This is a genomic window from Streptomyces sp. NPDC058646 (assembly GCF_042716875.1).
In the GTDB taxonomy this organism is placed as follows: Bacteria; Actinomycetota; Actinomycetes; order Streptomycetales; family Streptomycetaceae; genus Streptomyces.
On the sequence record NZ_JBHXRK010000001.1, the window covers coordinates 430,945 to 450,616 of the forward strand.

At 74.7% G+C, this 19,672-nt stretch carries 10 protein-coding genes; 8 read left to right on the forward strand and 2 right to left on the reverse strand.

The genetic code is table 11. From position 1 onward, the window contains the following. Positions 1–21: 21 nt before the first annotated feature. Entirely contained in the window at positions 22–267 is a 246-nt protein-coding gene (locus ACFWUZ_RS01885) for an acyl carrier protein (protein WP_384365417.1), read from the reverse strand. Positions 268–680: 413 nt separating this feature from the next. On the opposite strand from ACFWUZ_RS01885, the gene ACFWUZ_RS01890 reads away from it, so the two are divergent. From ACFWUZ_RS01890 to ACFWUZ_RS01905, 4 genes are read left to right on the forward strand one after another with little or no spacing between them, the layout of a single operon-like run. Further along, a complete protein-coding gene (locus ACFWUZ_RS01890) occupies positions 681–1,424 on the forward strand; it encodes a thioesterase II family protein (protein ID WP_384365420.1) in 744 nt (247 codons plus the stop codon). Position 1,425: 1 nt separating this feature from the next. Then, positions 1,426–1,695 (forward strand): phosphopantetheine-binding protein, encoded by a 270-nt coding sequence (locus ACFWUZ_RS01895; protein ID WP_384365423.1) that lies wholly within the window; start codon positions 1,426–1,428, stop codon positions 1,693–1,695. Further along, positions 1,692–3,032, forward strand: coding sequence for an acetyl-CoA carboxylase biotin carboxylase subunit family protein (locus ACFWUZ_RS01900; protein WP_384365426.1), 1,341 nt, complete (start codon positions 1,692–1,694; stop codon positions 3,030–3,032). Before ACFWUZ_RS01895 ends, ACFWUZ_RS01900 begins: the two co-directional genes overlap by 4 nt. Beyond that, on the forward strand, positions 3,029–4,624 hold the full coding sequence (locus ACFWUZ_RS01905; RefSeq protein ID WP_384365429.1) for an amino acid adenylation domain-containing protein: 1,596 nt from the start codon (positions 3,029–3,031) through the stop codon (positions 4,622–4,624). Before ACFWUZ_RS01900 ends, ACFWUZ_RS01905 begins: the two co-directional genes overlap by 4 nt. 90 nt (positions 4,625–4,714) lie before the next feature. On the opposite strand, the gene ACFWUZ_RS01910 is transcribed toward ACFWUZ_RS01905, so the two are convergent. Next, positions 4,715–4,858, reverse strand: a complete 144-nt coding sequence (locus ACFWUZ_RS01910; protein WP_384365432.1) for a hypothetical protein — start codon at positions 4,856–4,858, stop codon at positions 4,715–4,717. Between the two features lie 39 nt (positions 4,859–4,897). On the opposite strand from ACFWUZ_RS01910, the gene ACFWUZ_RS01915 reads away from it, so the two are divergent. The 4 genes from ACFWUZ_RS01915 to ACFWUZ_RS01930 are packed head-to-tail and all read left to right on the forward strand — an operon-like array spanning position 4,898 to position 19,672. After that, positions 4,898–11,191, forward strand: a complete 6,294-nt coding sequence (locus tag ACFWUZ_RS01915) for an amino acid adenylation domain-containing protein (RefSeq protein ID WP_384365435.1) — start codon at positions 4,898–4,900, stop codon at positions 11,189–11,191. Continuing rightward, positions 11,188–14,202, forward strand: coding sequence for a type I polyketide synthase (locus tag ACFWUZ_RS01920; protein WP_384365438.1), 3,015 nt, complete (start codon positions 11,188–11,190; stop codon positions 14,200–14,202). The genes ACFWUZ_RS01915 and ACFWUZ_RS01920 overlap by 4 nt, the downstream gene beginning before the upstream one ends. Next, a complete protein-coding gene (locus tag ACFWUZ_RS01925; RefSeq protein WP_384365441.1) occupies positions 14,199–18,773 on the forward strand; it encodes an amino acid adenylation domain-containing protein in 4,575 nt (1,524 codons plus the stop codon). The genes ACFWUZ_RS01920 and ACFWUZ_RS01925 overlap by 4 nt, the downstream gene beginning before the upstream one ends. A gap of 8 nt (positions 18,774–18,781) precedes the next feature. After that, positions 18,782–19,672 (forward strand): phytanoyl-CoA dioxygenase family protein, encoded by an 891-nt coding sequence (locus tag ACFWUZ_RS01930; protein ID WP_384365444.1) that lies wholly within the window; start codon positions 18,782–18,784, stop codon positions 19,670–19,672.

Genomic DNA, 19,672 nt, shown 5'->3' on the forward strand with positions numbered 1-19,672 from the left:
GCGGACGGCGCGGGGCGTTGCTCAGTCCCCGTCGGGGGACAGCGCCTCGGCCAGGGTGTCGCTCTCGAACAGGCGCTCCGGGGCGATCCGGGAACCCAGTTCGGTGCGGATCCGGGCGCAGATCCGCATGGCCTGGAGAGAGGTGCCCCCGAAGTCGTAGAAGCTGTCCGCCATCGTGACGTGGGGTGTCTTCAGCACGTCGGCGACGATGCGGAGGACGACGTCCTCGTGCCCGGCCGGCTGCCCGGGGAGGTGCTGCTCGTTCACGCTTGGCTCCTGGTCCTGCGCCGACGGGCGGCCAATATAGGCCGCAGGGACGACCCGCGGCCGAAATCCGCCAGGTGAAGGCCGTCGAATGGCCGAATCCCGTTTGTTCGTGGCCGATTTGATGAGGAGGAATTTTCCGGAGGCGGCGGCGGCCGCAACGAACGGAATCCAGACTTCCTTCACAAGTGAGGGTTGAAGCTGCCGAGTTGGTGGATTCACCTAAGCTGCGAGCCGGTCCATGAAGGGCTTGCGCGTGATCCGTTTGGCGTGAAAACATGATCCGGCATTGCGCCACAGATCGCCGTCCAATCCGAACCAGCCACACGCTGATTCGGGCGGGGTCGCGCCCAGAACCGTTCGTCGTCGCCCGGAGAACCCGTACGCCGACTCAAGGTCGAGAGGAAAACTCTGTCGTGGGACGTAACCTGGTGCGCCTCGGAGCGGCCGGAGAACCTGCTCTCACCGTGGTCTGTTTCCCCTGGGCCGGCGCCGGCGCGGTTCCTTTCCGTGCCTGGTCCCGAAAGGCGCCCGACGGGCTGGCGCTCGAAGTGGTGCGGCTCGGGGGCCGCGAGGACCGCATGCGCGAACTTCCCCCGGAAGAGCTGGACCTCCTCGTCGGGGAACTCGCGGCCGAGCTGGACACCGGCCGGCGCTACGCCTTCTTCGGCCACTGCTTCGGGGCGCTGCTCGCCCTCGAAGTCGCCCACCGGCTCAGGCAGAACGGCGGGGAAGGCCCCGAGAGCCTGCTGGTGGTCGGCGAGCCGCCCGGCCACGGCGACCACGGTCCACCCGTCACCGACGTGCGGGCCGAGATGCGGCGCAGCGGTGTCATGCCCGAGGAGGTACTGGACGACCCGGCCCTCTTCTCCCTGCTCGAACCGGCGATCGCGGCCGATCTGCGACTGGCCCACGTGGCTGCCCGCCTTCCGGAGCGGGACCCCTTGTCCGTGCCGCTCGCCGCGTTCTTCGCCACGGCGGATCCCGTCCTCGACCGGGCGGCGGCCGAGGCGTGGTCGAAGGTCACCTCGGGGCCCGCGCGCGTCCGTTCCGTCGAGGGGGAGCGATTGCTTCCCGGGTATTCCTGGGAGCCGCTCGCCTCTTCCGTATTCGATGCGGCCCGTGCGGACGGAACCAGTTCCGGAGTGTTGAAGGGATGACATGAATTCCCAGCACGATGACCTCGAAACAGCCGTCCGCCAGGAATGGTGTGCGGTACTCGACATCCACCGGGCAGAATCGGAAGACGATTTCTTCGAGCTCGGAGGAAATTCCATGCAGGCGGCTCGGCTGGTCGAACGCCTGGAAAATCGGCTGGGAATCGAATTCCCCCTCGAGGCCCTGTTCATAGAGGGCACCCTTCAGGCCGTCGTCACCGCCCTCGGTACAGCGGCTTCCGTGCCCGGCCAGGACTCCGGAGCGCTCCGGTGACCGCACCCGTGGGCGACACCCCCCTGCCGCCGGTGGGAGTGGTGCACCGACCGTACGGGGCCGCAGGCCTCCGGGAGATCTACCGCGCGGCCCGGGGGATCTGCCGCCCGGTCCTGCTGTTCCGCCGGCGGGTCGCCGAGCAGCACCCCGAACTCGTACGCCTCGCGCAGGCGATGGTCCCCGTACACGTCCTCCCGGACGGCGACCCGGGCGCCGCGGTCGCAGCCCTCGGGTTACGCGGACTGACCACCTTCCACGACGACGAGCTCGACTTCACCGACGACCTGCTCACCGCCCTCGGCCTGCCGGGCGCACCGGCCACCGGCCGGCCCTGGGACAAGCTCGGCCAGCGGCGGGCCTTCGAGCGGGCCGGTCTCTCCTCGCTGCGTTTCGCCCGGGTCGACTCCCGGCAGGGATTCGACCGGGCGGTGCGGGAGGTGGGCCTGCCGGCCGTGCTCAAACCCCGGCGGGCGGTCGGCGGACAGGGCGTGACCTTCGTCCGCGACCGGGGCGACGCGGACCACGTGCTCGCGCACCGGCACTCCTGGGGCGGACTGCTGCTGGAAGGCATGATCCCGCCGTCCGTCCATCCTTCCGGCGTCCCCTGGCTGGCCGACTTCGTCTCCGTCGAGACCATCAGCACCTCGACCCGCAGGCTGCACTGCGCGGTCTTCGACAAGGCGCCGGTGAGCGTCCGGAACCGGGCCGGGACCGACGGGGCGGACATCGTGCGGGTCACGGGGGACGTCGTCCCCAGCCGGCTGCCGCCGGAGGTGCGCGCCCTGGTCCTCAAGCGGACCGGCGAGGCGCTCGACGCCCTCGGGGCCCGGCACCGCGTGACCCACACCGAGCTCCGTGTCACGCCCACGGACGTCGAGGTGATCGAGGTCAACGGCCGGGTGGGAGGACACCTGACCCGCCTGCTCCGCCCCCTGGGCGGCCCGGACCTGGTGCGTGCCGCCCTGGCCGTGGCCCTGGGGGAAGGGGCCGGGGACCGTCTGGTGGAACACCCCGCGGAGCTCGACGGGACCGGGTTCATGGTGGGGCTGTTCGTCCCGTTCATGCACCAGGAGGGCACCGTGGCCTCCCGCGTGACACGCGCCGACCTGCGCGCGCTGCCGGGCGTCGTCGGCGTGGACGAGGTGGCCGAACACGGCGCGGAACGCGCCGACACGGCCTACCGCGCGGCCAACGTCACCGTGCGCTGCGCGACACCGCAGGAGACGGACGCGACGGTGACACAGGTCGTGCGGGGCATCGCCCGGCTGTTCGCCGCCGACGGCCTGGAAACCGACCCCTGGCTCCGGCACTTCACGCCGGACCGGAGGTCCCCATGACAGCCACCGGGGAGCAGGGAACCGTGACAGCGGCCGAGGGGATCGACGAACTCGCGGGCCTCTTCCACGAGTCCGCCGCACAGCACCCGGACAGGGTGGCCATCGAGCACGGGCAGGAGTCGCTGACCTACCGGGAACTCGCCTCACGGTCCGCCGCGGTCGCGTCGGAGCTCGTCAGGCGCGGTGTCGCGCCCGGACAGCGTGTCGCCCTGTACGCGGTGCGCCACCTCCAGACCTATGCGGCGTACCTCGGCATCCTCCAGGCGGGCTGCGTCGTCGTTCCGATCGCTCCGGCGACCCCGGCGTTCCGTGCGGCCGCCGTCATGGCCTCCGCGGAGGTCCGCCTGGCACTCGCCGTGTCACCACGGCCCGAGTGGGCCGGCTCGGGCACGCCCTGCGCCGACCTCCTGGACCGGCCCGCATCCGCGGAGGCCGTGATGCCCGTCAGGGCCGGGGCGGGTGAGCCCGGGGAGGCCTACCTCCTCTTCACCTCGGGCTCGACCGGGCAGCCCAAGGGCGTTCCCATCACGCATCGCAACGCCCTCGCCTACGTACGCCATGCCGTGGCACGGCACCGGGTGACTCCGGACAGCCGGCTCTCCCACACCTTCGAGCTCACCTTCGACCCCTCGGTCTTCGACCTCTTCTGCGCATGGGGCGCGGGCGCCGCCCTCGTGGTGCCCCAAGGACGGGAACTCCTCCTGCCGGCCCGCTACGTCAACCGGCACCGCATCACCCACTGGTTCTCGGTGCCCTCCGTGGTCTCCCTCGCCCAGCGCGTGGGAGCCATCCCGGCGGGCTCGATGCCCGGCCTGCTGCACAGCCAGTTCATCGGGGAACAGCTCACCCTCACCCAGGCCCGCGCCTGGCGGGAGGCGGCACCGGACAGCGTCATCGACAACGTGTACGGCCCGACGGAGGTCACCGTGGCCTGCGCCGGGTACCGGCTCCCCCAGGACGCCCGCGAGTGGCCGGAGTCGAGCAACGGCACCGTCCCCATCGGAGAGGTCCACCCCGCGCTGGAACGCCTCGTCCTCGACGAGGACGGACGTCCGGCCGAGGACGGAGAACTCTGCCTCCGCGGCGTGCAGCGCTTCGACGGCTACCTGGACCCCGCCGACAACACCGGCCGCTTCCTGCACTTCACGGCGGGGATCGCGACCCCCTTCACCGGGGGAGTGCCGACCCGCGAGCACTGGTACCGCACCGGGGACCGCGTCCGGGTGGAGGACGGCCGCCTGGTCCACCTCGGACGGCTGGACCGCCAGGTCAAGCTGAGCGGCTACCGGATCGAACTCGGCGAGATCGAGGACGCCCTGCGCCGCCACCCGGCCGTCCTCGAAGCCGTGGCCGTGGTGGTCGACCGCGAGGGGTCGCCCTGCCTGGCCGCGGTCCTGACCGGCACCGAGCAGCCGCAACCCGACCTCGCGAAGCACCTCAGGACCCTGCTGCCGGAGTACATGGTGCCGACGGCCTGCCTCTGGCTCTCCGCACTGCCCCTGGGGGGCAACGGGAAGCTCGACCATGCCGGGATCCGCAGAGCGGCCGCGGAGGCCGTCTCGGCGGGCCGGGACGCGTCGCCCGCCCGCTGACCTGCCCCGACCGGCGTTCCGTTCTTCCGTCCGTCCTCCCCGCCGACCGACCGCGCCGCAGCCACCCCCGCGTACTCCCGGAACTCCCGCTCACACCAAGGAAGGGGGCCACCGCATGCCCGCGTCGCTCCACGGCTCCCCGGCGGCGGCCCGGGCGTCCACCGCCAGGCCCTCCTCGATCTGCACGGTCCGGAACTCCTTGCCGCAGGGCGTCGCGAGGCGCAGGCCGGACACCGGCCCTGATCGTGCCCGGCCCGTATGAAAGGACGATCCATGCCCGAGGCCGACGCGGCCCGCACCCCCCTCACCCCGTCCGAGTTCGGCATCTGGCTCATCAGCAGGAAGGAGCCCGAAGCCTTCAACCTCCACCGGCTGTGGGACCTGCACGGGGAGCTGGACGTGCGGTCCCTGCGCCACGCGGTGGAGGACGTCGTACGCCGCCACCCGGTCTTCGCCCGCCGCCTGGCGGAAGGTGACGTCCCGTCCTGGGCGGCCGGCGAGGCCGTCCCCGAATGGAGCTTCGAGGCGGAGGCGGAAGGGGCGGACGAGGCCGGGTGGCAGCGGCGGGCCGGCGCCCACCGGTTCGAGCTGGCCCGGGACTGCCCGGTCCGCGTGAGCCTGCTGCGCCGCGGCCCCCGGCACCACCTGCTCTCCCTGCTCGTCCACCACGTGGCCTGCGACGGCGTGGCCCTGGAGACCCTGATCGGCGAAATCGGCGACCGGTACGCGCAGTTGGCGCACGGGGGCACCGTTCCGTCCCCGGCCGCCGCTCCGCCGGCCCCGGCCGTGCTCCCGCCCGCAACGGAGGCCGCCCCCGAGACCGGCTACTGGCCGCAGCAGCTGGCGGACGCCCGCTGGCCCGAAACCCTGCCGCCGGCGGCCGGGGCGCGCACCTGCCGGGCCGATGCCCTCCGCCTGCCGCTCGGCCCGGAGGAGACGGCACTGATCCGCGGCGCGGCACGCAGACTGCGGGCCACCCCGCACCTGATCGGCCTGGCCGCCCTCTACGCGACCCTCGCCGTCCACGGCAGTCCGTGCGACGTCATGGTGGCGACCCCGTTCGCCGCCCGGACCCCCGAGAACATGGCCCTCGTCGCCTGCCTGGCCCGGGTGGTGCCGCTGCGCCAGCGCTGGGCCCCCGGCTCCTCGGGCGGTGAACTCGTCGAGTCCGTCCGCCGCACGGTGTCGGAGGCACTGGTCCACGCGGGGGAGCCGATCCGGGAGGCCTCCGAGCTCTTCGACGCCTCGACCTCCGGAACCACCGTCTGCTTCCAGGCCCACGGCCGCCTGCCGGACCCCGTCCTGCCCGGTACCGACGTCGTCGCCCTGGACGACGACGACTTCCGGCTCGCCCGGTTCGACGTGGAATTCGATCTGCACCTCGGACCGCAGACGGGTGCCGTGGTCCTCACGCGCCGCACGTCCGGCAGCACCACGGGCGAGGGCGCCGGCCGGCTCCTCAGGACCTACCGCAGGATCCTTCTGCGGATCGCCCGCGACCCCGGGCTCACCCTGTCCCTGGCGGACGCGCGGACGGAGGCGGCACCGGACGGCGAACCGGAGGCCTCTCTGCTGCTCGCGCCCCCGCGGCACAGCCCGCCCCGGCCCCTGATGGAACGGTTCGCGGAACTGGTCCGCACCTCGCCCGGCCGCCCGGCCGTCACCTGCCTCTCCTCGACCGCCACCTTCGGCGAACTCGGCAATGCCGTCGGCCGGCTCGCCGCCGTCCTCCGCGACCGCGGAGCGGGCCCCGGAACCCCCGTCGGCATCCTGGCCGAGCGGGGGATCCCCCTGGTCGCCTCGGTGCTGGCGGTCTGGCAACTCGGCGGCCACGTCGTCCTGCTGGACCCGCTGCACCCCGACCCCCGGCTCGCGCACGTGGTCGCCGACAGCCGGACGCGTCTGCTGCTGCGCAGTCCCGGACTGCGCCACCGGCTGCCCCGACACCCCGACGTGGTGGACCTGCCCACCGTGGCGGACACCCGCCCGCCGGCGCCCGGTGAGCACCTGCCGGCCCCTGCCACCGTCCACCCCCGCTCCCTCGCGTACGTCATCCACACCTCCGGCACCACGGGGCAGCCCAAGGGGGTCATGGTCGACCAGGGCGTGCTCGCCACCATGTTCGAGGTCCAGCCGGCCGGTCTGCGGGTGTCCCGGGTCGGGCTGACCTGCGCGGTCTCCTTCGACGTCTTCTTCCACCAGCTGCTGTACCTGTTCCGCGGGAGCTGCCTGGTGGTGGCGGAGGACGCGGCCTACCGCGACCCGCAGGCCCTCGTGTCCTGGACCGAGCGCCACGGCGTGCAGTTCCTCAGCATCACCCCGTCGATGCTCGGCGCGATGCGGCAGTTCGGATTCGAGCGGACCCTCGGCCGGGTCCGGGTGGAGATCGAACTGGCCGGTGAGGCCGTCGACCAGGCCACCTGGGGACGGCTGCGCGCACTCGGCGTACGGGCGACCAACTCCTACGGGCCGACCGAGACCATCGTCGTCACCGCCTGCGACTTCCAGGAGCAGGACAGTCCGAGCATCGGCCGCCCCGTGGAAGGAACCTCGGCCTACGTACTGGGCCCCACCCTGCGCCCGGTCCCGCCCGGGGTCGCGGGCGAGCTCTACATCGGAGGGCCGCAGGTCAGCCGCGGCTACGCCGGCAAGCCCGGACTCACCGCGGACCGCTTCCTCCCCGACCCCTTCACCTCCGAGCCCGGCGCCCGCATGTACCGCACCGGTGACCGGGTACGGCTCACCGCCGCGGGCCGGCTCGACTACCTGCAGCGCGTCGACCACCAGCTGAAGGTCCGCGGCCAGCGGGTGGACCCGTACGAGGTGGAGGACGTCCTGCGGCGGGCCCCCGGAGTACGCGACGCCTACGTCGCGCGCGGCGCCGCCGCGACGGCCTCGGGGCTGCGGGCGTACGTCGTCCCGGAGGACGCCTCGGCCCCGCCCTCCTCCCACCGGATCCGTGCCGTCGCGGCCGGCCACCTGCCGCCGGCCGCCGTCCCCACCCACATCACCGTGGTCGCCGCCTTCCCGATGACCCCCAACGGGAAACTGGACGAACAGGCCCTGCCCCAGCCCGTCGCGGACGAGCCCGCCGGGACCGGCACCGATCCGGTCGCCCGGGTGTGGCAGGAGGCGACCGGTCTTCCCCCGCGGTCCGAGGACGACAACTTCTTCGAATGCGGGGGCAGTTCCCTGGACGCGGCACGCGCGGTCGCCGCACTCAACCGGCTCCGCTCGGCAGAGATCGATCTCGCCTCCTTCCTGCGCGACCCGACCCCCTTAGGCCTGCGCCACCAGCTGCGCAACGCCGAGGCCCGGCAGGCCGAACCGGGCACCGGCGCGGAAGGCGCCACCCCGGCAGCCGCCGCCCGCGACACCACGGGCCTGCCCCGTCTCTCCGATGCGCAGCGAAGGCTCCTGCTGCTGCACCGGGCCGCTCCGTCGAGCAACGAGTTCACCGTCTACTGGGCGCTCCGCCTGCCCGGCGAACCGGCCGCGGACGCCCTGGACCGTGCCTGGCTGGAGGTCGTGACGGCCCACCCCGAACTGCGGCTGCGCGTGACGGAGGCGGACGGGGACCCCGTACGCGCCCAGTGGCCCGCCACGGAGTTCCCCGTACACCGGCGGACCGTCGGGCGGCAGGAGCTGGCCGGCGTACTCGGCGAGGCGGCCGGCCGTGCCTTCGCCCCCTTCGCGGAACCACTGATCCGGCTGGAGGCCCTGCGACTGGACGGCGGCGGGCACGTACTGCTGTTCACCGCGCACCACCTCGTCCTCGACCGCCGCTCCATCGAGCTGATCAACGAGCGGCTCACCGCCTGCCTCGCGGGGCGCACGATCCCCGTGCCGGCCCGCCCGTACACCGGGGCCCCCGAGCAGCCCGCGGCCGGGGCGGAGCGGTCGCGCCAGTTCTGGGCGGCCGAACTCGCGCAGGTCTCGACGGCGGCGCCGATCGACTTCGGCACTCCGGAGCCGAGCCCGCGCGACTGGCGGGGCAAGCGGGTGACCCGCAGCCTGGACGGGGCCGCCTGGAAGCTCCTCCAGGAGACGGCCCGCGCCCGGCGGACCACCCCGCTGGTGCTGGTCATGGCCGCGTTCGCACTGACCGCCGACCGTTACGGAGCCGCGGGAGACGTGCTCGTGGGCACCACGATGGACGTCCGGCCCCCCGGCTTCGACGACGTCGTCGGACTGTTCGTCAACCCGGTACCGGTACGGCTGCGCTTCGGCCCCTCCCTCACCGGCGACGAGCTGATCTCCATGACCCACGCGGCGCTGCTCCGGGCCCACGAACACCGGCACCTGCCGTTCAACGAGCTGGTCCGCCACCTGAAGCTGCGGTCCGAACCCGGCGGCGCCCCCCTCTTCCAGGTCCTCGTCGATCACGAGCCGCTGCCCGGCGCCGCCGGCCGGGACTGGACGCCCGTCGACATCCCGGGGACGGTCGCCAAGTACGACCTGGAGGTCATGCTGCGCCAGACCGAGGAGGGAGCCTGCCTCGGCGTCAACTACCGGACCGACCGCTGGCAGGAGGAACAGGCGGCCCAGGTCGCCGACCAGGTGCACGCGGCGCTGCTGCGGCTCGCCTCGGACACGTCCCTGCCCGCCGCCCTGCCCCTCGCGGACGGCACCGGCTCCACGGGTGCGGGGGAGGAGCGCGCGGCACCGCCGTCCGGACGGATCCCCACCGTGGGCGAACCGGTGGCCGGGACCGGGCTCCGCGAACCGGGACGGATCGCCGTCGCCTCCGGCGACGACACCCTGACGTACGGCGCGCTGCGGTCCGCCGCCCTCGCCGTCGCGGCGCGTCTCGCCGGGGAGGGGGTGCGCCGCGGCGACCGGGTCGCGGTCCTGGTCCAGCGCTCCGCCTCCCTGGCCGTCGCCGTACTGGGCACGGTCTTCGCCGGGGCCGCCTACGTGCCGCTCGACCCCGGCCACCCCGACGCGCGGATCGCGAAGGCGCTGCGGGACTGCGGGGCCACCGTCGTCCTCGCCACCGGTGACTGCGCGGAACGGGCACGCCGGCTGGGAGCCACCGTGGTCGACCCCGAGCGGAGCGGCCGCGAAGACGGCTTCACGCCCGTGGTCCCGCGCGAACGGGACGAGGCCTACGTCATCTACACCTCCGGCTCGACCGGAGAACCCAAGGGCGTGGTCATCGAACACGGTTCACTCGCCGTCTCCACGGCCGCACGCCGCGCGTTCTACCCCGGCCGTCCCGTGTTCCTGCTGGTGTCGCCGCTCGCGTTCGACTCCTCGGCGGCCGGACTCTGGGGAACGCTCACCGCGGGGGGACGGCTCGTCGTCGCGGACGACGACGAGGTCCGCGACCCCGAGCGGCTGATCGCCCTCGTCGAACGCCACGGCGTCACCCACCTGCTCTGCGTCCCCTCCCTGCACGGCCTGCTGCTGCGCGCCGCCGAACACGCCGGCGTCACCGCCCTCCGTACCCTCCGCGAGGTGATCACGGCGGGGGAGCCGCTGACGGAGCGGCTCCTTCACCACCATTTCGGCCTGCTCCCCGGGGTTGCGCTGGTCAACGAGTACGGGCCCACCGAGGCCTCGGTGTGGTCCAGCGCCCGCCGCTACCTCGAACCGGGGCCGGTCGGGATCGGCGGCCCCGTCCCCGGCTACCGCCTCCACGTCCTCGACCACGCGCTGCGCCCCGTACCACCGGGCGCACCGGGCGAACTGCACGTCGGCGGACCGGGCGTGGGCCGGGGATACCTCGGCCGTCCCGGGGCCACGGCCGAGGCCTTCCTCCCCGACCCCTTCGCCGGAGAGCCGGGGGCGAGGATGTACCGCACCGGCGACCGCGTGCGCCGGACCGCCGACGGCACCCTGGTCTACCTCGGCCGGACGGACGACCAGGTCAAGGTGCGCGGCCACCGGATCCAGCCCGGAGAGGTCGAGGAGGCGCTCCGCGCCGTCGAGGGGGTCGAGGACGCGGCCGTCGTCGCCCGTGACGCCGCCACGCTGGTGGCGTTCCTGACCGGCCGTCCGGCATCGCCCGACCACGTCCGGCGGGCGGTCGCCGCGACGCTGCCGACCTTCATGGTGCCGGGCGCCGTGCACGTCGTGGACCGGCTGCCCCGCACCGCCAACGGCAAGACCGACCGCCGCGCCCTGGAGGAGCTGGCCGCCGCACCGGTTCCCGTGCCGCCCCCGGCCGCTGCGCAGGCCGCGGGCAGCCGGCCGGTGCGGTCGCGGCACGCGGAGGTCGCCGCCGCATGGGCCGAGGTGCTGAAGGTCCCGGACGTGCCGGAGGACGTGAACTTCTTCGACCTCGGCGGTCACTCCCTGCTGGTCCCCGTGCTCCAGGAGGCACTCCACCGGCGGACCGGCGTCCGCATCCCCGTTCTCGACCTGTTCCGTCACGGCACCGTCGCCGACACCGCCGCCCTGCTGGCCGGCCGTACGGCCGGGGGCGGAACCGGGTCCGCGGCCGGGGCCGGACCCGCGGCGGAGCCCGGGGCCCCACCGTCCCGGGACGCCGCACGACGCGCATCCAGGGCCGAGGCCGCCCGCCGGCTCCGCGGCCGCCGCACAGAGGAGGCAGACCGATGAGCCGTGACCGTTCGCTGGACATCGCCGTCGTCGGCATGTCGGGCCGCTTCCCCGGCGCGGCGGACATCGCCGGGCTGTGGGAGGCCGTCGACGCGGGCCGGGTCCTGACCCGCCGCTTCCGGCGGGAGGAACTGCTGGACGCGGGCGTCCCCGCCGCCCGCGCCGACGACCCGCACTACGTGCCCGTGTACGGGCGGCTGGACGACTCAGACCGCTTCGACCACGCGTTCTTCGGGATCAGCCCCCGCGAGGCGGGTCTCCTCGACCCGCAGCAGCGCCTGCTGCTGGAGTGCGCGTGGACGGCACTGGAGGACGCCGGCCATCCCTTCGGCCAGGGCGACCCGCTGCGCACCGGCGTGTACGCCTCCGCCGGTCGCAGCGCACACCTGCACGACCTGCTGGCCGCCGACGACCTGGAACCTCCGGAGCTGGAAGAGGTCGTCCTCACCAACGAGCGCGACTTCCTGGCCACCCGCATCTCCTACCGGCTGGGCCTCACCGGACCCGCGCTGAGCGTGCTCACCGCCTGTTCCTCGTCCCTGGTCGCGGTCCACCTCGCCGCCCAGGCGCTGAACAACGGCGAGTGCGACCAGGCCCTGGTCCTGGCCGCGTCCGCGTCCGGGCCCCAGACCGGCCATCTGCACCTGCCGGGCGGCGTGATGTCCGCCGAGGGGCAGTGCCGGCCCTTCGACACGGCCGCCGACGGCACCCTGAGCGGCTCGGGAGTCGTCGCCGTCGTGCTGCGCCGCTACGAGGACGCGGTGGACGGCCACCTGCCCGTGCACGGAGTCGTCCTCGGCTCGGCGGTGAACAACGACGGCAGCACCAAGGCAGGGTTCCTCGCCCCGTCGGCCGAGGGCCAGGAGCAGGTGATCCGCTCGGCCGTGGCAACGGCCGGCATCGACGCGGCGACCATCGGCTACCTGGAGGCCCACGGCACCGGGACCCGGATCGGCGACCCGATCGAATGGTCGGCGGCCTCGGCCGCCTACCGCTCCCTGGGGGCCGGTCCCGGGTCGATCGCGGTCGGCGCCCTCAAAGGCGTGACCGGCCACCTCGACACCGCGGCCGGCCTGGCGGGCCTGGTCAAGGCGCTCCTCGTGGTCGGGCACGGCCGGGTGCCCGCCGTACCGGGCCTGGTCGAGCCCAACCCCCTGCTGGACCTGGAGGGTTCACCGCTCCGGCTGCCGGCCGGCGCCGAGCCGTGGCGGGGGCCGGAGCCCCGGCGTGCCGCCGTCAGCTCCTTCGGTGTCGGCGGCACCAACGCCCACGTCATCGTCGAGCAGGCACCTGTGCCCGTCCCGGCGGACCGGGCAGCCGGCGGCCACCGGCCGGGCCCGCAGCTGGTGGTGCTGTCGGCCGCCGACGAGGAGGCCCTCGGACGGATGCGGACGCGGCTCGCGGACCATCTGGCAGCCGTCCCGGACGGGGACCCGGCCGCACTTGCCGACATCAGCGGCACACTGGCCGGCCGGGCGGCGCTCGCCCACCGCTCCACCGTGGTGGGTTCGACCGTCGCCGAGGTCGCCGCCCGGCTGCGGGCCCCCGCCGCACGCGCCGCGACCGCGGCCCCGCGGACCACGCCGCTGGTCTTCCTCCTGCCCGGCCAGGGCACCCAGGTCCCCGGGATGGCCCTGCCCTTCGAAGCGGCGCTGCCCGGATTCGGCCCGGCCCTCTCGGCCTGCCTGGACGCGTTCTCCGAGGACACGGCGAAGGAGGTGGAGCAGGCCCTGCGCGACCCCGGGTTCCCCCGCGAACGGCTTGCGCAGACGCGGCTCGCCCAGCCGGCGCTCTTCGCCGTCGAGTACGCCGCCGCGGCCGCGCTCCGGCACGTCGGACTCGTCCCGTCCGTCCTCCTGGGCCACAGCCTCGGCGAGCTCACCGCCGCATGCCTGGCGGGCACCCTGCCCCTCGAAGCGGCGGCCCGGCTCGTGGAGCACCGGGGCCACCTGATGCAGGAGTGTCCTGAGGGGGCCATGGTCTCGTTGGCGTGTTCGGAGGCGGAAGCCGTGCAGCTCGTCTCCGCGCACTGCGCCCCCCTGGCCCTCGCGGCGGTCAACACATGGACCGACACCGTGCTCGCGGGCACACCCGAGGCCGTGCACGCCTTCCACGAGAGGATCGCCGACCGGGTCCCCTCGCGCGTGCTGCGCACCGGCCGGGCGTTCCACAGCGCCCTCGTCGAACCAGCCGTGACCGGTCTGCGCACCGCCCTCGCGCAGGTGGCGACAGGTCCGGCAGACCTCCCGTGGGTGCGCACCACGGACGGAGCACCGGTGCGCGCGGGATCCGTCGTGGACGCCGGGTACTTCGCCGACTCCGCCGGCAGCCCGGTGCGCTTCGCCCAGGCCCTCGCGGCCGTACGCGCCGAGTTCCCCGGCGCCCGGGCGGTGGAGGTGGGGCCCGGCCGGGTGCTCAGCGCATTCGCCGAAGCGGCCGCGATCCCCTCCGTGCCGCTGTGCCCGACCGCCTCCGCCCACCCCGGCCCCGGCCCGGGACCGGTGCTCGCCGCCCTCGGGGAACTCTGGAGCGGGGGCATGCCCGTGGACCTCACCCGGATCCAGCCGCGCCGGCGCCATGCCCGGCTGCCCGGCTACCCGTTCCACGGCCCGCGGTGGCCGCGCCCCACCGCCCGGCGCACCGTCGCCCCGGGCACCGCCGAACCGCAGACCGGGGCGACCCCGCGGGCCGAGGGCCGGGACGCTCCGGCACCCGCACCCGCACCCGCACCGGCATCCGGCAGCCAGGCACCGGAGGAGCCCGCCGTCATCGTCCGGGAACTCTGGTTCGGGCAGCTCGGCGACGTCCCGCTGTCCGGCGACGCGGATTTCTTCGATCTCGGAGGGGACTCCCTCTCCGCAGCCCGGCTCGCCCGGGCCATGGGCCGCGCCTTCGGCATCGAGGTGTCCGTACGCGATCTGCTGACGCAGCGGACCCTCGACGCCCACACAGCCCTGGCCGAGCGTCTGCTGGTGGAGCAGATCCTCGGCGAGTCCGAGGAGGACCGATGACCGCCTCCCCCCTGGACCGGCTCACCCCGGACCAGCGCGCCCGGCTCGCGGCCCGCCTGGCCGGGCGGCGCGGCACCCGGCCCCCGGAAGCCGCGGCCCCGCAACCGCCCCGGGCCGCCCCCTCCGGCAGCCATCCGCTGTCGCTGACCCAGTACCGCATGTGGCTCGCCGAACAGGCCGCGCCGGCGGGCTCGCCGGCCTACACGGTGCCCCTCGCCCTGCGGTTCACCGGACCGCTGGACACCGAGCGGCTGCGGGCCTGTCTGGCACTGCTGGCCGGACGGCACCTGGCGCTGCGCACCCGGATCGTCCAGGAAGGAGGGGCGCCACGCCAGATCTTCGACGGTCCCGCGCACATCCCGCTGGAGATCCGGTCGCCGGCCGCCGGCCCGGCCGGGCTGCAAGAGGCCCTCACCCAGGAGGCCGCGCGGTCCTTCCCGTTCGAGGACCCGCCCTACGTCCGGGCCCTGCTCCTCGTCGTCTCACCCGGGGAACACGTCCTCGTCCTCACCCTGCACCACGCGGTGTGCGACGGGGCGTCCCTCACCGTCCTGATCGGCGAACTCCTCGACGCCTACGGTGCCGTGGGCGCACCGGCGGTCCCCGGACCGCCGGTCCCGGTGCAGCACCTGGACTACGTCCACTGGGAGCGGAGCACCGAAGGCGCGGCCGAACTGGCCCGGTACGCGCAGTACTGGGGACGTCGGCACGCCCACCTGTCCGACCGGCCCGAGCTGCCCTTCGCCCGGGACGGCTCCCCGGCGGCCGGGGAGGCCGCACCCTGCGCGGAACTGGACCTGACGGAAGGTCTCCCCGAAGCCGTCCACGCGCTGGCCCGGCGCACCGGCAGCACCCCGCACGCCGTGTGGCTCGCCGCGTTCGCCGCGAGCTGGCACCTGCTCGCCGGAGTCCGCGCCGTGCCGGTCGGTGTGCCCACCGCCAACCGGACGGCCGAGCGGTTCGACCGCGCCTTCGGGGCCTTCGTCTCGACGATGCCGCTGGTACTCGACGTCGCCCCGGGGCTGACCTTCGGCGAACTCGTGGGGCGGACCGTCGAGGCGCTGCTGGAGGGATCGGCCCGGCCCGTCGCCCCCCTCGACGCCGGAGCGGGCGCGGACACCCCCGCCGTCACGTTCGTGTTCACCGGGGAGATCGATACCCCGCGCGCGTGCGGGCCGCTCGCCGTGGAACCGGTCCCGGTCCGGGTCCAGGGCAGCCAGGGCGACCTGACGGTCCAACTCGAAGCGAGCGGCGGGCGGATGACTCTCAGGCTCACCGGATCGCCGGAGCGGTACACCGGCGAGGGCCTCGCCCGCCTCGCCCGGGCCTACCGGCAGTGCCTGCGGAGCGCGCTCGCCGCTCCCGACGTCCCGCTGGCCGCCGTCGACCTGAGGGAGGACGAGGACCGGGCGTTCCTCGCATCGGTCCTCGGCTCCACCGCCCCGGCCCCCGCCGCCCCGCTGCCGTACGAGGCCTTCGCCGGACGGGCCGTACGGAGCCCGGACGCCGTCGCCGTGGTGGACGCGACCGGGCACGGGCTCAGCTACCGCGAACTGGCGGACCGGGCGGCCGACCGCGCCGCCGCCCTGTACGCGGCGGGGGTGCGGCCCGGGACGTCCGTGGCCCTCCGGGTGCCACCGGGCGCCGAGTACCTGGCCCTGACCCTGGCCGTGTGGCGGCTCGGCGGCTGGACCCTGCCGGTCCGCGCCGAGGACCCGCCCGCGCGCCTGCGGGAGCTGCTGCTCGGCGCGGACGCCCGGTTCCTGGTGCACGCCGGCACCGGCGGAGTGCCGGACCGCGGGGAACCGGACGGACTGCCCGGACGGGACGGACCACCTGGACGGGACGGACTGCCCGGGCCGGACGGTCTGCCCGGCCCGGACGGACTGTCCGGTCTGCCCGGCCTGACGGTCCTCCCGCTGCGGGAGGTCACCGCCCTCGTCGGCGCGCCGGTTCCCCCCGCCGTGACCGTCCGCCCGGACGACCTCGCGTACGCCGTGTTCACCTCCGGCACGACGGGGGCGCCGAAGTGCGTGCAGGTGTCGCACGGGGCCCTGGCGAACGAACTCGCCTGGCGGCGCGACACCTTCGCACTCGGCGCACCCGACCGGGTGCTCCAGACCATTCCGCTCGCCTTCGACCCCTCCTTCTGGCAGTGCTTCGGCCCGCTCGTCTCCGGAGCCGCCGTCGTCTTCCCGGACATCGACCCCGGGGTCCGGCCGGGCGACCTCGTGGACGCGGCCCTGGCCCACAGCGCGACCGTGGTGGACCTGGTGCCCTCGCTGCTCGCCGCCCTGACCGACGACGACCTGCGCCGGCTTCCCGCGCGCGTGGTCTTCTGCGGCGGCGAGGCACTGCCCACCGCCCAGGCGGAGCGCTACCTGCGACTCGGGCAGGGCGAACTGCACAACCAGTACGGTCCCTCGGAGGCCTGCATCGACGCCACCTCCCACGCCTGCCGCACCGCGGGGGCCGGACAGGGCACCGTCCCCCTGGGACGCCCCCTCACCGGCGTCCGGCTGTTCGTCCTGGACGGCGCGCTGCGCCCGGTGCCCACCGGGTCGCCGGGCGAGCTGTACGTCGGCGGCGCCGGTGTCGCCCGCGGCTACGCCGGACGCCCGGCGGAGACCGCGGACAGGTTCCTGCCCGACCCGGGAGGTCCGCCCGGGGCACGGATGTACCGGACCGGCGACCGGGTGCGCTGGAACGCCGACGGCAGCCTGGCCTTCCTCGGCCGGATGGACCACCAGGTGAAGGTGCGCGGACACCGGGTGGAGCTCGAAGAGGTCGACCGGTGGCTGCGCTCCGCCGCCGGGGTGCGGGAGGCCGCCGGCGTCGTGGTCGGCGTACGCGTCAGCCGTCTGGTCGGCTTCGTCACGGGCGGTTCCGGACCCGGACCCGATCCCGCGGCCGTGCGGAGCCGGCTCGCGCAGCACCTGCCCGCGCACATGGTCCCCGCCGAGGTACGGGTCCTGCCGGCCCTGCCGCTCACGGCCAACGGCAAGGCGGACCGCCGCGCCCTGGCCGAGCTGGCGCTGGAACGGCCCGCCGGGCCGCGGCCCGGCCCGGCCGCCGCGGATCCGGTGACCACCGCCGTGCTGGAGGCCTTCGCCACCGTGCTGGACCTGCCGTCCGCCGGGCCCGAGGACCACCTGTACGAACTGGGCGGGGCCTCCCTGGGCGGGGCCCGCATCGCCGCCGAGCTGACCCGTCGGCTCCGCGTCGAGGTCCCCGTACGCACCGTGCTCGTGAACCCCCGGGCCTCGGACCTCGCCGGGGCGGTGACCCGGCTGCTGCACCCGCCCGCTGCGGCCCCCCCGCCCGGCGACGCCGGGACCGGCCCCGGCCCCGGGTCCGAGGCGGAGGCGGAGGCGCTCGGCACCGAGCAGCTCCAGGTGCTCGGGCAGGAGCGGGTCCTCGGCCGCCTCACGCCGCCGATCTCCTCCCTGCTGGCACTGCCCCGCCCCGTCGGCCCCGACGAGGTCGACAAGGCCGTCCGGCTCCTGGTGGACCGCCACGAGGCGCTGGCCCCGCTCGCCGGGGCGGCGGTGGAGGACGGCTGGCAGCCCTGCGTCACGGAACCCCTGCCGAACCCGCCGGAGCGCGTGCACTGGCAGTCAGGCGTCTCCGACCGGAGCGTGCCCAACGGGATGCCCGCCCTGCAGGTGACCCTGCTGGAGGGTCCGGACGGCACGGTCCGCCACCTGATGCTGCGCCTGGCCCGCAACCGGGGCGACGGTGCCTCCGTAGGGATCCTCGGCGAGGAACTCCTCGGCCTGCTGGCCGGTGAACCCCTGCCGGAACCCGCCCCCCGGTACAGCGAGTACCGGCGCGGCCGGCGGGAGCGCCGGCGTGCCCGGGGCGCCGAGCTGGAACGCTACTGGGCGGACGCCCTGGCCGGGGCCGCGGCCGATCCCTTCGCGCGGCAGCGCCCCCCGGGGCGCTCCTTCCGCAACCACGGCGCCCAGCTGACGGTCCCGGCGGCCTCCCTCACGAGGACGACCGAGTTCTGCCGGGAGTCGGGGACGACCCCCACCGCCGTGTACCTGGCCGCCCTGGCCCGTCCCGTGGCCCGTGCCACGGGCCGGCGGCACGCCGTGCTCGGACTGCCCGTCTCCCACCGGTCGGCGCTCACCGAGGCCCGCCTGGTCGGGCGCGCCGTGGACCTGCTCCCCGTGGTGGTACCGGTCGGGGACCCGGCCGCGGCGCACCGCGCGCTCCTCACCGCGCTGGACCACGCCGACCTGCCCCTGCTCCGGATCGCCGAGCTCACCGATCCCGCCGATGCCGCCGTGCGGCCCCCGGTCTGCTCCGCCGGCCTGATCGTCCACGAGAACCCGTCGGGTGCACCGGTGGTCGACGACGCGCCGCCCGGCGACTTCGTCCCCGAGCACTGGTCGGATCTCGATCTCGTCCTCCACGTCCATCCGACACCCTCCGGCGGCTGCCGGCTGGTGCTCTCCGGCTGCGCGCGGATGTTCGACCGCCCCCTTCTCCGTACCCGACTGCAGGAACTGGCCGCGGAGATCGAGGGATGGACCTCCACGGCTCGCTCCCACCGCCAAGATTGAGGAATGACATGAACGAGGAAGAGAAGTACCTCTTCGACCTCCGCGGCTACCTCGTCCTGCCGGACGCGCTCAGCCAGGAAGAGGTCGCGGACGTCAACACGGCCCTCGACCACCACGGTCTGTGGGAGGGCGAGAACAAGCTCGGCTACCAGCTGCTCAAACGGTACAACCCGTTCATCGCCAATGCGGGCCCGCTGCACACCACCCAGCGCCCCGTACGCAACCTGATCAGCCACCCGGCGGTGCTCCCCTACCTGGAGGAGCTGCTCGGCCCCGACCTGCGGTACGACGAGGGACAGGTCCTCTACGCGCGCAAGGGCGCGGGCGCCCTGATCCTGCACAACGGCAACACCCCGTGGGAGTACCCGCCGCTGACCTACCAGGTGCGGGACGGACGCATCTACGGCGGACACATGATCGCCGCGTTCTGCCTCACCGACGCCCTCGCCGACCAGGGCGGCTTCGCGGTGGTCCCCGGCAGCCACAAGTCCAACTTCGAGCCGCCCGAGGCCTTCCAGACCTGGGAGAAGGTCGGGGACTGGGTGAGCCGGGTACCGGTCAGGGCCGGCACCGTCGTGATCTTCGCCGACACGGCGACGCACGGCAGCTGGCCCTGGGTGGCCGACTTCGAGCGGCGGGTCGTCTTCTGCCGCTACACCGCGGGCATGGTGCAGCACACCTCCCCGGCACCCGTACCGTCCGACCTGCCCGACGAGGAATGGACGCCCGTGGAGCGCCGGCTGCTCCGCCCGCCGTACGCCTGGCACTTCCAGCACGACGAGGCGGGCTACGCGGAGAAGTCGCGCACCTCGGTGCGCACGGCCGACGGCTGGGTGATGGACGACCACTCCCGCCAGATCGTCCCCGTGGCCGACGACACCGCATCGGAGCGTGACTGA

What these genes read in the sequence shown, in the direction of transcription:
- ACFWUZ_RS01895 (WP_384365423.1), top strand. Translation starts at nt 1,426, where the DNA reads ATGAATTCCCAGCACGATGACCTCGAAACAGCCGTCCGCCAGGAATGG.
- ACFWUZ_RS01905 (WP_384365429.1), top strand. Translation starts at nt 3,029, where the DNA reads ATGACAGCCACCGGGGAGCAGGGAACCGTGACAGCGGCCGAGGGGATC.
- ACFWUZ_RS01915 (WP_384365435.1), top strand. Translation starts at nt 4,898, where the DNA reads ATGCCCGAGGCCGACGCGGCCCGCACCCCCCTCACCCCGTCCGAGTTC.
- ACFWUZ_RS01920 (WP_384365438.1), top strand. Translation starts at nt 11,188, where the DNA reads ATGAGCCGTGACCGTTCGCTGGACATCGCCGTCGTCGGCATGTCGGGC.
- ACFWUZ_RS01925 (WP_384365441.1), top strand. Translation starts at nt 14,199, where the DNA reads ATGACCGCCTCCCCCCTGGACCGGCTCACCCCGGACCAGCGCGCCCGG.
- ACFWUZ_RS01930 (WP_384365444.1), top strand. Translation starts at nt 18,782, where the DNA reads ATGAACGAGGAAGAGAAGTACCTCTTCGACCTCCGCGGCTACCTCGTC.